Raw genomic sequence first — 14,190 nt, 5'->3', positions numbered from 1 at the left:
GTTTTGCCTACAGCAATCGGCCACCTTGCAAGTGCAATTGCCGCTGACACCGATCAGCCAAGGTCTGGTCATGGGTCACCAGAATCAGAGTTGAATTATTGGCCTGATTTAGCTCAAAAAGGAGCTCAATTACCCGATTTCCGCTAAGCTCATCCAGGCTGCCAGTAGGCTCATCGGCAAATAAGATTGCAGGTTTCATGATGAAGGCCCTGGCCAGCGCTACCCGCTGTTGCTCACCCCCAGAAAGCGTTTTGGGGAAATGGTTGGCTCGATCAGCCAAACCGACTTGCTCAAGACAAATCTGAGCATTTTCTTTAGGGGAAGCAAGTCCGTTCAACTCAGCCGGAAGCATGACGTTTTCAAGCGCTGTTAAATGAGGCAGCAATTGGAAGGATTGAAATACAAATCCGACCTTTTGACCTCTTAGCTTTGCCCTACCATCTTCATCCAACTGACTCAGATTATGAGATGCGAGCTCGACATGCCCACTGGTGGGTGCATCCAAACCAGCCAGGAGCCCGAGTAAAGTACTTTTGCCGGAGCCTGATGCACCAGTAATGGCAACACTTTCACCCTCGCAGACATCAAAGCTAATGTCGTGCAAAATAGTTAATGATCCATCGCTAGATAAAACGTGTTTACCTAGGTGTTTCGCGCTAAGGACCTTTACTGGAATACTCATAAATGAATCAAATGATTTGGTTGAACTTCTTGAGTAAAAAACTGTCGGCCATTGTTATGGCATTCACCCTATTTTGCCTGTTAATTCCCTTTGGCACCTATGGGCAGACAAATGCCACCATTTTGGTGATGGGTGACAGCTTATCGGCAGAATATGGCTTAGTACGTGGTACTGGCTGGGTAAGACTGCTAGAGGAACAGTTGCGCAAGCAATCTAGCCCTTGGAGTGTATTTAATGCCAGCATCAGTGGCGAAACAAGTTCTGGAGGCATCACAAGGCTGCCGAAACTTTTAGAGCAAAAAAAACCTGGAATTGTGCTTTTGGAGCTAGGTGCAAATGATGCTTTGCGCGGATTATCCATTCAAGATTCAGAAAAAAATTTACGTGCGATGATTCAATTAAGCAAAAACTCTGGAGCAAAAGTTCTTTTGTTTGGCATGCAAATACCGCCCAACTATGGGCAGGAATACACCAAACAGTTTAGGGATCTATATGCAAGGCTGGCTTCGCAAGAGAATGTGCAATTACTACCCTTCTTTTTGGACGGCGTAGTCTCTGACAGCGCTTTCTTTCAAGCGGATAGGATGCATCCAAATGAAAAAGCGCAACCCATCCTCTATAAAAACGTATGGGGCGCTATGGCCCCATATCAAACACTACTGAAGAGTAAATAACTTAGCTACCAGAGCCTGAAGATGGTGGCTTCAGTGGGTTGATGACTTTCACTCCAGCCACATCACGCCAATAGGCCATAAAGCCCGCAAACTCAGCCTGGGCAGCCAAGGCTTGTATCTGCTGGGCTTGCGCCTTATGTACCTTTGTATCAACACCAGTGGGTTGGCGCACTTGATCTACGCGATACAAAATCGTGCCAACACCAGGATTTTGAACAGATATCACCACAGGAAATTTGTCTGGGTTCACTGACATCACATCATCAAGCGCCCCGCCTACCAAATTACCAGGCTTGTTACGAGATACCCAAATCGGACTAGCAAAACCAGAAGCGCTCTTCGAATCTTTTTGCAAAACAGCATAGCGATCTGCTGCAGCACTAATTGCCAACTTCTCAGCCATACGCTGGCTTACTTGACGTTTCACCTCTACAGCAACCTCTTTGAATGGCAAAGTTTGGGCTGGGTGAAAGGTGATTACTCGGGCTGAAACAAAAACACCTGGTGAGGTTTGTACTGCCTCAATATTGCGCTTGTTCTTAACGACCTCATCACCAAACAAAGATTGAACAACCTTAGGATTGGCTAGCGGGTGATCTTTAGATACCCCAGTTGCTCCAGAGCGAGTGACACCTTTCTGGGTTTGGACGTTGAGCTTTAATTTATCTGCAGCTGGCTTCAAACTATCAGACTGGTCATAAGTCATGTTGGCGAATTGATCTGCTTTTTCACCAAATACCTTAGCATCGTCCTTAGGATCAGCCTTCAGAACAATGTACTCGACGTCCACGTATTCAGGACTCTCAAAAAGCTTGGTATTTGCGTTATAAAAAGCTTGAAGCTCCTCTTGCGAAGGGTTCACCTTGGAAAGGTAATCTTTTGCATCAAACGATAAAGCTTGAACTTGGCGCTCTGTCTCATACAGAGTTGAAACGATTTCAGATAATTTTGGGTTACCAATTTCTGTACGAGCCACAGAGTTCACTAGTTGACTGATTTTCAAATCAAAGGCTTGGCTTGCGTAAAACTGCTCTTCATTTAATCCGTTGCTTGCCAATAATTGCTTGAAGCGCGCATCGTCAAAACTACCGTCTTGTTTATAGAGGGCACGAATTTGCGGAATATTTTGCAAACTCTTTACAAGGGCTTCCTTGCCAACCTGTAAGCGCAAATTATTAACCGCAAATCCTAGAATGCGTTGTTGCAACAACTCATTCAAGATTGCCTGTCTAAACTGAAGGCTCTGCGCAATTTGCGCGTTTCCACCAACGCGTTCTGCCTGGCGTTTTGCAGCAGAATCTACTTCTTGCGCAGTAATGGGTTTGCCATTGATTTTGACAAGATCAGTTTCTTTGTCCAAAAAGCTGGAATAGCTTGAGATGCCAAAAAAAGCAAAGGAAGGAACGATCAAAAGCATTAATACAAACTGCAGGATTCGCTGGTGCTTACGGACGGTATCAAACATGTAAAAGTTCGCTAGTAAAAATGAATACTAGGAGTTTACTAGGGCTGAAGGGAAATGGTATTGAAATGCCTGAGTAGGCTTGAGATGATTCGTAATAGTTTGGTGGGCGCTGAGAGGCTCGAACTCCCGACATTCTGCGTGTAAGGCAGACGCTCTACCAACTGAGCTAAGCGCCCCAAAATATTACAGCTGAGATTGTAACCTAAACATGGGTTTTAGGTGGATTTTCCGCTAAATCGACCGCAAAAGATGCGGTGAGCCTAACGGAAAATCACCCTATTTTCAGTGCTTAAGAACGTCTGGAGCAGCACCCTTTTCACTAGCCTTACTGGCTTCTGCAGCCTTTTTGGCTAGCTCTTCAGGTGTTGGATCAGGCAATGCTTCTGGCATACGCTCTAGTGCCAACTCCAAAACCTTATCAATCCATCGAACGGGAATAATCTCAATCGCATTTTTAACATTATCTGGAATGTCGATGAGATCCTTCACGTTTTCCTCTGGAATTAAGGCCAACTTAATTCCACCACGGTGTGCTGCCAACAGCTTCTCTTTTAAACCACCAATTGGCAGGACTTCACCGCGAAGTGTAATTTCACCTGTCATGGCAACGTCTGCCCGAATTGGAATGCCAGTAAAGACAGATACCAAGGCTGTTGTAATGGCGATGCCTGCAGATGGACCATCTTTAGGAGTTGCACCGTCTGGGAAGTGAATGTGAATATCCTTCTTCTCAAACGACTCGTCGGTAATGCCAAGACGTTTTGCTCTAGATCGAACCACTGTACGCGCAGCCTCAACAGACTCCTTCATCACATCACCGATCGAGCCTGTACGGGTAATTACACCTTTACCTGGCATAACAGCCGCTTCAATGGTGAGCAAATCACCGCCGACTTCAGTCCATGCCAGGCCGGTGACTTGTCCAATTTGATTTTCTTTACCAGCCAAACCAAAGTCGTACATGCGTACAGAAAGGAATTTCTCTAGGTTATCTGCATTAACAACAACGGGGGCAGCCTCTTTCTTCAGGAGCAAAAGCTTGACGACCTTACGACAGATCTTGCTAATTTCACGCTCTAATGAACGCACACCAGCCTCACGCGTGTAGTAACGAATCATATTACGCACAGCACTATCTTCAATCTTGAGCTCGTCCTTTTTCAGGCCATTATTTTTGATTTGTTTTGGAATCAAATAATTCACGGCAATGCTGGTTTTTTCATCTTCTGTATAACCAGCCAAGCGAATAATCTCAAGACGATCCAACAATGGGCCAGGAATATTCAAGGAATTTGAGGTGGCCACAAACATTACATCTGAGAGATCAAAATCAACCTCAACATAGTGATCTTGAAAGGTGTGATTTTGCTCTGGATCTAAAACCTCTAATAAAGCACTAGCTGGATCTCCACGGAAATCCATCCCCATCTTATCCACTTCATCCAAGAGGAATAAAGGATTGCGAACGCCCACCTTAGTGAGGCTAGTCAAAATCTTACCGGGCATAGAACCAATATAGGTGCGACGATGACCACGAATCTCAGACTCATCACGAACACCGCCCAAAGCCATACGCACAAACTTTCTGTTCGTAGCGCGGGCAATAGATTGACCCAAAGAGGTCTTACCAACACCAGGAGGCCCTACCAAACAAAGGATTGGCGCTTTTACACGATCAACACGTTGTTGAACTGCGAGGTACTCCAAGATGCGCTCTTTGACTTTGTCTAGGCCATAGTGATCCTCATCCAACACCTTCTCAGCATTGGTAAGGTCATTGTTGATCTTGGTTTTTTTCTTCCAAGGAAGATTCACCAACGTATCAATAAAGTTACGGATCACAGTTGCCTCAGCAGACATAGGCGACATTAGCTTCAATTTCTTCAGCTCAGATTCCGCCTTCTTCAGCGCTTCCTTAGGCATGCGTGCGGCTTTAATGCGCTTCTCTAGCTCTTCTAAATCTGCGCCCTCTTCACCCTCACCCAATTCTTTTTGAATTGCTTTTACTTGCTCATTTAAGTAGTACTCACGCTGACTCTTTTCCATCTGACGCTTTACACGTCCACGAATGCGTTTCTCAACCTGAAGAATATCGATCTCACTTTCGAGATCAGCAAGCAAGCTTTCTAAGCGTTGAACAACATCCATCATTTCAAGCAAACGTTGCTTCTGCTCAAGCTTGACAGGCAAGTGTGCACAGATGGTATCAGCCAAACGACTTGGGTCATCAATGCCGCCCAAAGAAGACAGAATCTCTTGAGGTACTTTTTTGTTTAGTTTTACGTATTGATCAAACTGCGCCATGATCGCGCGACGCAATGCTTCGGTTTCATGAGCATCAATTGCATTAATAGCGGTTGGAGTTGCCTCACAATTGAAGTAACCAAGACTATCTTCAATTTGACTGACTTCTGCACGCTGAACGCCTTCAACAAGCACCTTTACAGTGCCATCTGGCAACTTCAGCATTTGCAATATATTTGCAATGCAACCTACCTCATAGAGGTCTTCAATGACAGGCTCATCCTTAGCAGCTGTCTTTTGGGCAACCAAAAGGACATTTTTGCCAGTTTCCATGGCAGCCTCTAGGGCTTTAATCGATTTGGGGCGTCCCACAAACAACGGGATGACCATATGAGGAAATACAACTACGTCCCGCAATGGGAGCAAAGGTAGTTGAATGGGTTCAGAGGGTAGTAATAAGTGGCCAGGCATGGGGCAAATCCTCCAAAGTAATCAAACCTCAAAAAATCCTTTTTAGTAGCAATCACATCATTAGCCACTAAATACAGACATTATTCATGAGTAGCATACTACCTATATGGGTAGGCTTTAGAGAAAAACAAGGGGTAAAAAGACAAAAAAGGGGCAAAAAAGCCCCAAAAATAGCAAAAACCCTAAGAATTTAGGCTTTTTTGCTCAAATCAACCTGTTCGGCATCTTGTTTGTAGACTAAAAGTGGTTTTCCACCCTCAGCGATGCTAGCCTCGTCGATAACAACTTTTTGAACATTCTTAAGAGATGGCAGGTCGTACATGACATCCATCAATGATCCTTCAAGAATCGATCTAAGGCCGCGAGCACCCGTTTTGCGGGCAATCGCCTTTTTAGCGATAGCTGAGAGTGCTTCACGACGCACTTCAAGCTCAGCGCCTTCCATGGTCAGAAGTGCTTGATATTGCTTAACTAGGGCATTTTTGGGTTCGGTCAGAATCTGAATTAAAGCCTCTTCATCCAATTGAGCCAAAGTAGCAACAACTGGCAAGCGACCAATCAACTCAGGAATCAAGCCAAACTTAATTAAGTCTTCTGGCTCCACTTCAATCAAGAGATCACTTACACCACGATCATCCTTACCTGGAACAGTTGCATTAAATCCAATGCCGGTTTTGGCAGTACGCTGCTGAATAACCTTTTCCAAGCCATCAAATGCGCCACCGCAGATAAACAGAATATTGGTTGTGTCTACTTGCAGGAAATCTTGGTTAGGATGCTTACGACCGCCTTGTGGAGGTACAGAAGCCATCGTGCCTTCAACAAGCTTTAACAAAGCTTGTTGAACACCCTCACCCGATACGTCACGAGTAATGGATGGATTATCGGACTTACGTGAGATCTTATCGATCTCGTCAATATAAACGATGCCGCGTTGTGCTTTTTCTACGTTGTAGTCACATGCTTGTAACAACTTTTGGATGATGTTTTCTACATCTTCACCAACATAACCTGCCTCAGTCAACGTAGTTGCATCAGCCATTACAAATGGCACGTCCAACATGCGGGCCAATGTCTGCGCTAACAAAGTTTTACCCGAGCCTGTAGGTCCGATCAATAAGATATTGCTCTTTGCCAGCTCTACGCCATCAACCATTGCTTTGGCTGGGAGCTTGGATTCTTTCTTATCTGCGCCCTCTACTGGCTTACCATCCTTGTCCAATTTCTCTTTTTTAGGCTTTGGCAAATACTGCAAGCGCTTGTAATGGTTGTAGACAGCAACCGCTAGTGTTTTCTTGGCATGGTCTTGACCGATAACATATTGGTCCAAGTTCTCACGAATTTGATGCGGCGTTGGTAATGAGTCATCACCGTCTTCCTTGGGAAGCTTAGCAATTTCTTCTTGAATAATGTCGGTGCAAAGATCAATACACTCATCACAAATAAATACAGAAGGGCCAGCGATGAGTTTTTTAACTTCATGCTGACTCTTACCGCAAAAAGAGCAATGCAGAACTTTATCTGATGAATTTGTGGTGTTGGTATCGCTCAAGATAGGGGTCTAATAATATATTAAGGACGTTTGTCGATGACTTTGTCGATCAAGCCATATTCTTGCGCCTGGTCTGCGGACATAAAGTTGTCTCGGTCAGTATCTTTAGCAATTGTTTCAATCGTTTGACCCGTGCGATCAGCCAAAATTTTATTGAGGCGTTCACGCAAGTACAAAATCTCACGAGCTTGAATCTCGATATCAGACGCTTGTCCACGAGCGCCGCCCAATGGCTGATGAATCATCACGCGCGAATTTGGCAAAGCATAACGCTTGCCCTTTTCTCCAGCGCACAATAGGAATGCACCCATGCTGGCAGCCATGCCCATGCACAGAGTGCTGACATGCGGCTTAATGAATTGCATCGTGTCATAAATCGCCAGACCGGCCGAAACTGATCCGCCTGGTGAGTTGATATACAAAGAAATTTCTTTGTCTGGATTTTCACTCTCAAGGAATAGTAACTGAGCAATCACCAAGTTAGCAGTTTGATCGTTTACTTCGCCAACCAAGAAAACAACGCGCTCACGCAATAATCTAGAATAGATGTCATAAGCACGCTCACCTCTACCAGAGGTTTCAATCACCATTGGAACCAAGCCCAGGCCTTGCGGTTCTAAATTTTCAGACTGAGAATGGTTGTGGATCATTTTGAAACCTTTTATGGGTAAATGGATGACTCTTGTTTAACTTAGTTTAGCTTGCTCAACTCTTCAAAGCTTACAGCCTTATCGCTTACTTTTGCTTGGGATGTGAAATATTTGATCACATTGTCTTCTAGCACGAGATTCTCAATATCCTTCAAACGGCTTGGATTGCTGTAGAACCAACGCACCACTTCTTTTGGATCTTCATAGGTTGCAGCCTGATCATCAATTTCAGCTTTAATTTGATCGGCAGTGGCCGCCAAATTTTGCTTCTTCACTAGCTCGCTCAAAATCAAGCCAAGACGAACGCGCTTGGTAGCTTGCTCTGCAAAAATCTCTGCAGGAATTGGGGCATCTTTTGCATTCGGAACGCCGCGCTGCATCAAGTCTTGACGTGCACCTTCAACCAAGCGCTCTTGCTCAGAAGCAACCAAGGACTTAGGCACATCTAGTTCACAAAGGCTATTCAGTTTGTCCATTACTTCATTTTTCAACAATGATGTAATGCGACGCTTTACTTCACGATCTAAATTTTCTTTTACTTCGGCGCGCATCTTAGCAACACCGCCTTCAGTGACACCCAAAGACAATGCAAAGGCATCATCTACTGTTGGCAAATGCGCCCAATTTACTGACTTAACAGTAATGGTGAACTCTGCAGTTTTACCAGCTACATCTTTGCCATGGTAATCAGCAGGGAAGCTTAATGGGAATGATTTGCTTTCCCCTGGCTTGAGACCCAAAGTAGCTGCTTCAAACTCTGGCAACATGCGACCTTCGCCCAATACGTATTCAAAGTTTTCTGCTTTACCGCCAGCAAACTCAACACCATCAATCTTGCCTACAAAATCAATCACCACTTGATCACCGTTTTGAGCGGCAGTATTAGAGCCGCCGTCGCCGTGGGCTCCAGCTTCTCCGCGTGGATGGTAATGAACTTGCTGTTTACGCAATACATCTAAAGCGCGATCAATTTCAGCTTCGCCAATATCTGTTGCGTACTTAGTTACTTCCGCTTTGCTAAAGTCACCAATTTTTACTTCTGGCAAGACTTCAAAGAAGGCTTCAAAAACAATCTTATCTGCATCAAGCTCGCTCTTTGGTTCAAGGCGAGGTTGACCCGCTAACGCAACGCCCTCTTTCTGAGCTTCCTCATAAAAGAGTTCAACTGCCTTATCAAATTGGAGCTCAAAGTCCACTTGCATGCCATGTTGTTTTTCAACGAGGTTCTTAGGAACTTTGCCTGGGCGAAAGCCTGCCATTTTCATGGTCTTACCAACTTTTGCCAAACGGGCTTCACGCGCTTTTGCCAAATCGGCACGAGCGAATTCCAAAGTCATTTTGCGGTCTAGTGAACCTAAATTTTCTATCTGCACAGCCATTCTCGTCTCTTAATTTAAATCTGGAAATGTGAAGTCCAAGCCAAGTAGCAATCTTGTGGTGCGAGGAGGGGGACTCGAACCCCCACACCATTTCTGGCGTCAGGACCTAAACCTGGTGCGTCTACCAATTTCGCCATCCTCGCGATATCCGCAAACTGCCAAGCTTAGACTTCACTCTAAAGACCGTAATTCTACAATGCTTGGGGTTTTAGAGGATCTTTTAGGCCTTGTAGAGCAAAGCTACCGCGTGGACAGCAATACCCTCGCCTCTACCTAAATGGCCAAGAGATTCATTCGTCTTGGCCTTGAGATTGACGTGGCTGGGGGTCACAGCCAAATCAGCGGCGATATTACGGACCATTTCTGGCAAAAAATCAGCTAATTTTGGCTTCTGGCAAATGATGGTGGCATCCACATTGCCAATCTGAAAACCTGCTGCTTGGACTTTTTGTAGGGCTGCTCTGAGCAGAATTCGGCTATCCATATCCTTAAATTGGGGATCTGTATCTGGGAATAGCTGCCCAATATCATTCAAACCAGCCGCCCCTAGCAAGGCATCCGTTAAGGCATGCAATAAAGCATCTGCATCAGAATGTCCCAATAAACCCTTATCAAAAGGTACATGAACGCCGCCCAAGATCAGCTTTCTATCAGCGACCAAGGCATGGACATCGTAACCTTGACCTATGCGAAATTGTGGAATGTGCGGATTGGATTGATTCATAGAGGTATATTCTTTACTTAGCACCTGAGCTCAAAAGTAATTGCATCAAATCCCAATCGGCTGGGTGTGTCACTTTAAAGTTGCGGGCAGCACCTTCAATCAATAAAGGCTTATTGCCAGATAACTCAATCGCACTAGCCTCATCCGTCACATCTGCCTCAAGACGGATTGCATTCTCAAGCGCATCATGCAATTGCTTTAATCCAAACATTTGCGGGGTTTGAGCCTGCCAGAGATGCTCTCTTGGAATCGTTCTTTCTGAGTGCGGCATGTTTCCAGCAATCACTGAATCTAGGTCTGCCTGCTTTAAGGTGTCAGCAAGCGGAATGGCCAAGATGCCCCCGCGATTAGACGCTTTCACTGCGCTTATTAACTTCTCAATTAATGCCGGAGTAATTCCCGGTCTAGCTGCATCGTGAACCAGTATCCAATCATCCTCAGGGATTCCGGACTTCATCATTGAGGACAGCGTATTGCGAACAGTTTCTTGCCTCGTTAGACCGCCTGTTGGCACCACATGAATCTCTGACCCGGCCTTTGCAAGATCCTGCAATATTGGATTAATAAGAAAACCGGGGCTTACGCCAAGCCAGATAGTCTCAATATGTGGACACTCCTGAAATGCTTCCAGTGCATAAGCAACCATCGGCTTACCCGCCAGTTGCTGGAACTGTTTAGGTAACTCCCCGCCCAGACGGGAGCCTGTGCCTGCCGTTGGCAAAAGTGCATGGCACCGCTTGTTCGATTGATTTCCAGAACCCATGCCTGATTCTATAATGAGCTGAGATGTCTGACGCATTAAATCTCGTACCCCCCATACCTGCTCCGCGGGCTGGGCAGCGCTTTACCTTTTCAGGGCTGGTTGGTTCAGCAGATGCTGCTTTAATAGCTCAAACCGCCCTACGCTATCGCAATCAGTTTTCGGTAATGGTGATTTTCTGCGCTCAAGCCCAAGAAGCCCAGCGACTTTTGGAAGAAATCCCCGCTTTTGCGCCGCAGCTGAAAACCAGACTTCTTCCCGATTGGGAAATCCTTCCCTACGATCATTTTTCACCGCATCAGGATTTGGTCTCCGAGCGACTCGCTACTCTTTATGAATTACTTAATGGCAGTTGCGATATTGTTTTGGTTCCAGTAACCACTGCATTACAAAGACTGGGGCCACCAAACTTTTTATCTGGCCACACCTTCTTCTTCAGACAGGGCGACAAGCTGAACGAAGCTGCATTAAAGCTTCAGCTGCAGCAGGCTGGCTATGATCCAGTGAGTGCCGTGATGCGTCCAGGCGAATACAGCATTCGCGGTGGTCTGTTTGATTTATTTCCGATGGGATCCAATTTACCTTACCGCCTAGATTTATTCGGTGATGAGATTGAGCAAATTCGTGCATTTGATCCTGACACACAACGAAGCCTTTATCCCGTTAAAGAAGTCCGCCTACTGCCTGGACACGAGTTTCCGTTTGACGATACCTCACGCACTGCTTTTAGAGGACGTTGGCGAGAGGTCTTTGAGGGTGACCCTACCCGGTGCTCCATTTATAAAGATGCTAATTTAGGAATACCTAGTGCGGGTATCGAATCCTATCTACCCTTATTTTTTGAAGAGCAATCCAATCTATTTGACTACTTCCCTCGCTCAGGCGACCCGGTTTGGCTAGTCTCTATTGGAGATGTTGAAGAGACCATCAAAGGCTTTTGGAAAGATACGCTCTCACGCTATGAGTTCCTCAAGCATGATTTAGATAGGCCAATTCTTCCACCAAAAGAACTGTTCTTGGATGTGGATGAATTTTTCACCACATCTAAATCATATGCACGACTAACACTCGAAAAGGAAACCACAGAGAAGAGCCAATTCCTCGCAGTGCCCGATATTGCGGTTCATCGTCGTGATACCGACCCGATTAACCTCCTTCGTAAGGTAGTGGCCTCAGAAAAGGTTCGCGTATTAGTTTGTAGCGATAGTGCTGGCCGCAAAGAATCTATTCGACAGCTCTTTGATGAAAGCAATTCGGTTGCTGGCCATGATGGCAAGGCGCTCTACCCCTTAAAGCCTGAGGGCTTTGACAGCATTGCAGAGTTTATTAAGAGCGATTCTTTATTTGGCCTAGTAACAGCTCCTCTCTTTAACGGTTTTTCATGGCCTGCTGAAAATCTTCTCGTAATTACCGAGGCAGAGCTATTCACCACAACCGCAAGACAGCGGCGCAAAGGCAAAGCAAGTGAGAGCGCCGATCCCGACATGCTCTTTAAGGATCTCTCTGAACTCAAGATCGGCGATCCTGTAGTACATGCAGAGCATGGCATCGGACGCTACCAAGGCTTGGTACTTCTGAATTTGGCGCCGCCAAAAGAAGCCCCTATTTTTGAAGAATTTCTTCATCTTCAATATGCAGGTGACGCTACCTTATACGTTCCCGTTCAACAGTTGCAGATGGTCACCCGCTATGCAGGTTCAGACCCCGATTCTGCACCACTGCATCAACTAGGCTCAGGTCAGTGGGACAAAGCCAAACGCAAGGCTGCCCAACAGATACGAGATACGGCCGCAGAACTATTGGGTCTGTATGCAGCCAGGGCGATTCGTAAGGGTCATGCCTTTGAATTCTCGGCTCATGACTATGCAGCCTTTGCCGAGAGCTTTGGCTTTGAAGAAACACCTGACCAAGCCAACGCGATTGCGGCGGTAATCGGCGATATGACGAGCGGCACACCAATGGATCGGCTAGTTTGCGGTGATGTTGGCTTTGGCAAAACAGAGGTCGCATTACGAGCAAGTTTTGTTGCTGTCATGGGTGGCAAACAAGTTGCTATCTTGGCTCCAACTACTCTGCTTGCAGAACAACATGTAGCCACCTGGAAAGATCGCTTTGCTGATTGGCCAGTGCGCATTGTTGAATTGTCTCGCTTTAAAACTACTAAAGAAATTAATGCAGCGCTTGAAGCCATCGCCAAAGGTGATGCGGACATCATTATTGGCACTCACAAACTCCTTTCCAAGGAAACCCAGTTTGCCAATTTGGGCTTAGTGATTGTTGATGAAGAGCATCGCTTTGGAGTGCGCCAAAAGGACGCTCTAAAAGCCTTACGTGCTGAAGTAGACATCCTCACGCTTACCGCCACCCCCATCCCAAGAACCTTAGGTATGGCTATGGAAGGATTACGTGAGTTCTCTATCATCGCTACTGCTCCACAGAAGCGTTTAGCTATTAAGACCTTCGTGAGACGTGAGGGTGATGGCGTCATTCGTGAAGCAGTATTACGAGAAATCAAGCGTGGTGGTCAGGTCTACTTCTTGCACAACGAAGTAGAAACTATTCAGAATCGTAAGCACGCCTTACAAGAACTGATTCCCGAGGCGCGCATTAGCGTTGCTCATGGACAAATGCATGAACGCGAGCTGGAATCCGTCATGCGAGAATTTGTTACGCAGCGAACCAATATTTTGCTGTGCACTACGATTATTGAAACTGGTATTGATGTTCCAACTGCCAATACCATCATCATGCATCGCGCTGATAAGTTTGGCTTAGCTCAGCTGCATCAATTGCGGGGTCGTGTAGGTCGATCACATCACCAGGCTTATGCCTATTTACTGGTTCCCGATCCCGAAGCATTAAGCAAGCAAGCGCAGTTACGCCTTAATGCGATTCAAGCGATGGAAGAACTGGGTTCTGGTTTCTATTTGGCTATGCATGATCTTGAGATACGCGGGGCCGGGGAAGTGTTGGGTGATAAACAGTCTGGTGAGATTCATGAGATTGGTTTTCAGCTTTATACCGAAATGCTGAATCGCGCAGTGAAGTCTTTGCGCAGCGGTAAGGAACCTGATTTACTCTCGCCACTTCAAGCAACTACTGATGTCAATCTTGGTGTACCTGCATTATTTCCTGAAGATTATTGTCCCGATGTCCATGAGCGCCTGTCTCTATATAAACGGTTTGCTGGAACAAATGATTTCTCAGAGCTCATGGGTTTACGAGAAGAGTTGGTAGACCGATTTGGTGACCTTCCAGACCAAGCCAAATCTTTTTATGAGACTCATCGCCTACGTTTGGAGATGGCAGGTTTTGGCATTAAGAAGATTGATGCAACGCCTGCATCAATTCAGATTCAATTTGTACCGAACCCGCCCATCGACCCAATGAAGATCATTCAACTCATCCAGTCTTCGAAGCACATCCAGCTAAATGGTCAGGACAAGTTAAAAGTACTCCCCCAAAAGGATCGTGAGTTTGAGAAGCTTGAGCAGCGCCTGGATGCCATTCGCAATATCTTGCGGCGCCTCAACGAATCAGCAGTCTTGAGCTCGGCAAAAGTCAGCTAATAATCCGATTATTATTGAGC

10 protein-coding genes and 2 tRNA genes are annotated in these 14,190 nt (G+C 45.9%); 2 read left to right on the top strand and 10 right to left on the bottom strand.

All coding sequences use genetic code 11. The annotated features are described in order from the left end of the window. Positions 1–7 precede the first annotated feature (7 nt). A complete protein-coding gene (locus AOC21_RS04850; RefSeq protein ID WP_215392629.1) occupies positions 8–682 on the bottom strand; it encodes an ABC transporter ATP-binding protein in 675 nt (224 codons plus the stop codon). 2 nt (positions 683–684) lie between these two features. Between AOC21_RS04850 and AOC21_RS04845 the strand changes: the two genes are divergently transcribed. Beyond that, complete coding sequence (locus tag AOC21_RS04845) at positions 685–1,356, top strand: arylesterase (protein ID WP_251371581.1); 672 nt, start codon at positions 685–687, stop codon at positions 1,354–1,356. A gap of 1 nt (position 1,357) precedes the next feature. On the opposite strand, the gene AOC21_RS04840 is transcribed toward AOC21_RS04845, so the two are convergent. The 9 genes from AOC21_RS04840 to ispD form a co-directional block, all read right to left on the bottom strand. Next, positions 1,358–2,821 carry a peptidylprolyl isomerase gene (locus AOC21_RS04840; RefSeq protein ID WP_215392628.1) on the bottom strand — a complete coding sequence of 488 codons (1,464 nt, stop codon included), beginning with the start codon at positions 2,819–2,821 and terminating at the stop codon, positions 1,358–1,360. 100 nt (positions 2,822–2,921) lie between these two features. Beyond that, positions 2,922–2,997: transfer RNA gene (locus AOC21_RS04835), tRNA-Val, on the bottom strand. Between the two features lie 106 nt (positions 2,998–3,103). Then, positions 3,104–5,536 carry an endopeptidase La gene (gene lon / locus AOC21_RS04830; protein ID WP_215392627.1) on the bottom strand — a complete coding sequence of 811 codons (2,433 nt, stop codon included), beginning with the start codon at positions 5,534–5,536 and terminating at the stop codon, positions 3,104–3,106. A gap of 190 nt (positions 5,537–5,726) precedes the next feature. Beyond that, positions 5,727–7,088 carry an ATP-dependent Clp protease ATP-binding subunit ClpX gene (gene clpX, locus AOC21_RS04825; protein WP_215392626.1) on the bottom strand — a complete coding sequence of 454 codons (1,362 nt, stop codon included), beginning with the start codon at positions 7,086–7,088 and terminating at the stop codon, positions 5,727–5,729. Between the two features lie 20 nt (positions 7,089–7,108). Further along, complete coding sequence (clpP, locus tag AOC21_RS04820) at positions 7,109–7,738, bottom strand: ATP-dependent Clp endopeptidase proteolytic subunit ClpP (RefSeq protein ID WP_215392625.1); 630 nt, start codon at positions 7,736–7,738, stop codon at positions 7,109–7,111. A 41-nt stretch (positions 7,739–7,779) separates the two neighbouring features. Further along, positions 7,780–9,117: a trigger factor gene (gene tig, locus AOC21_RS04815; protein WP_215392624.1), complete on the bottom strand. Its 1,338-nt coding sequence runs from the start codon at positions 9,115–9,117 to the stop codon at positions 7,780–7,782. Between the two features lie 56 nt (positions 9,118–9,173). Beyond that, positions 9,174–9,260: transfer RNA gene (locus AOC21_RS04810), tRNA-Leu, on the bottom strand. Between the two features lie 77 nt (positions 9,261–9,337). Further along, positions 9,338–9,841 carry a 2-C-methyl-D-erythritol 2,4-cyclodiphosphate synthase gene (gene ispF / locus AOC21_RS04805; RefSeq protein WP_215392623.1) on the bottom strand — a complete coding sequence of 168 codons (504 nt, stop codon included), beginning with the start codon at positions 9,839–9,841 and terminating at the stop codon, positions 9,338–9,340. 13 nt (positions 9,842–9,854) lie between these two features. After that, complete coding sequence (ispD, locus tag AOC21_RS04800) at positions 9,855–10,604, bottom strand: 2-C-methyl-D-erythritol 4-phosphate cytidylyltransferase (protein ID WP_215392622.1); 750 nt, start codon at positions 10,602–10,604, stop codon at positions 9,855–9,857. A gap of 23 nt (positions 10,605–10,627) precedes the next feature. On the opposite strand from ispD, the gene mfd reads away from it, so the two are divergent. Further along, positions 10,628–14,170, top strand: a complete 3,543-nt coding sequence (gene mfd / locus AOC21_RS04795; RefSeq protein ID WP_215392621.1) for a transcription-repair coupling factor — start codon at positions 10,628–10,630, stop codon at positions 14,168–14,170. The last annotated feature ends 20 nt before the right edge of the window (positions 14,171–14,190 follow it).

Origin of the sequence: Polynucleobacter sp. VK25 (assembly GCF_018687355.1) — a bacterium.
Classification (GTDB): Bacteria; Pseudomonadota; Gammaproteobacteria; order Burkholderiales; family Burkholderiaceae; genus Polynucleobacter.
This window is presented reverse-complemented; position numbering and strand designations above follow the sequence as displayed.

Bases quoted from the DNA above. Each gene is read 5' to 3' on its own strand.
- clpP (WP_215392625.1), bottom strand. From the start codon at position 7,738: ATGATCCACAACCATTCTCAGTCTGAAAATTTAGAACCGCAAGGCCTG.
- lon (WP_215392627.1), bottom strand. From the start codon at position 5,536: ATGCCTGGCCACTTATTACTACCCTCTGAACCCATTCAACTACCTTTG.
- tig (WP_215392624.1), bottom strand. From the start codon at position 9,117: ATGGCTGTGCAGATAGAAAATTTAGGTTCACTAGACCGCAAAATGACT.
- ispD (WP_215392622.1), bottom strand. From the start codon at position 10,604: ATGGGTTCTGGAAATCAATCGAACAAGCGGTGCCATGCACTTTTGCCA.
- AOC21_RS04840 (WP_215392628.1), bottom strand. From the start codon at position 2,821: ATGTTTGATACCGTCCGTAAGCACCAGCGAATCCTGCAGTTTGTATTA.
- mfd (WP_215392621.1), top strand. From the start codon at position 10,628: ATGTCTGACGCATTAAATCTCGTACCCCCCATACCTGCTCCGCGGGCT.
- AOC21_RS04845 (WP_251371581.1), top strand. From the start codon at position 685: ATGAATCAAATGATTTGGTTGAACTTCTTGAGTAAAAAACTGTCGGCC.
- AOC21_RS04850 (WP_215392629.1), bottom strand. From the start codon at position 682: ATGAGTATTCCAGTAAAGGTCCTTAGCGCGAAACACCTAGGTAAACAC.
- ispF (WP_215392623.1), bottom strand. From the start codon at position 9,841: ATGAATCAATCCAATCCGCACATTCCACAATTTCGCATAGGTCAAGGT.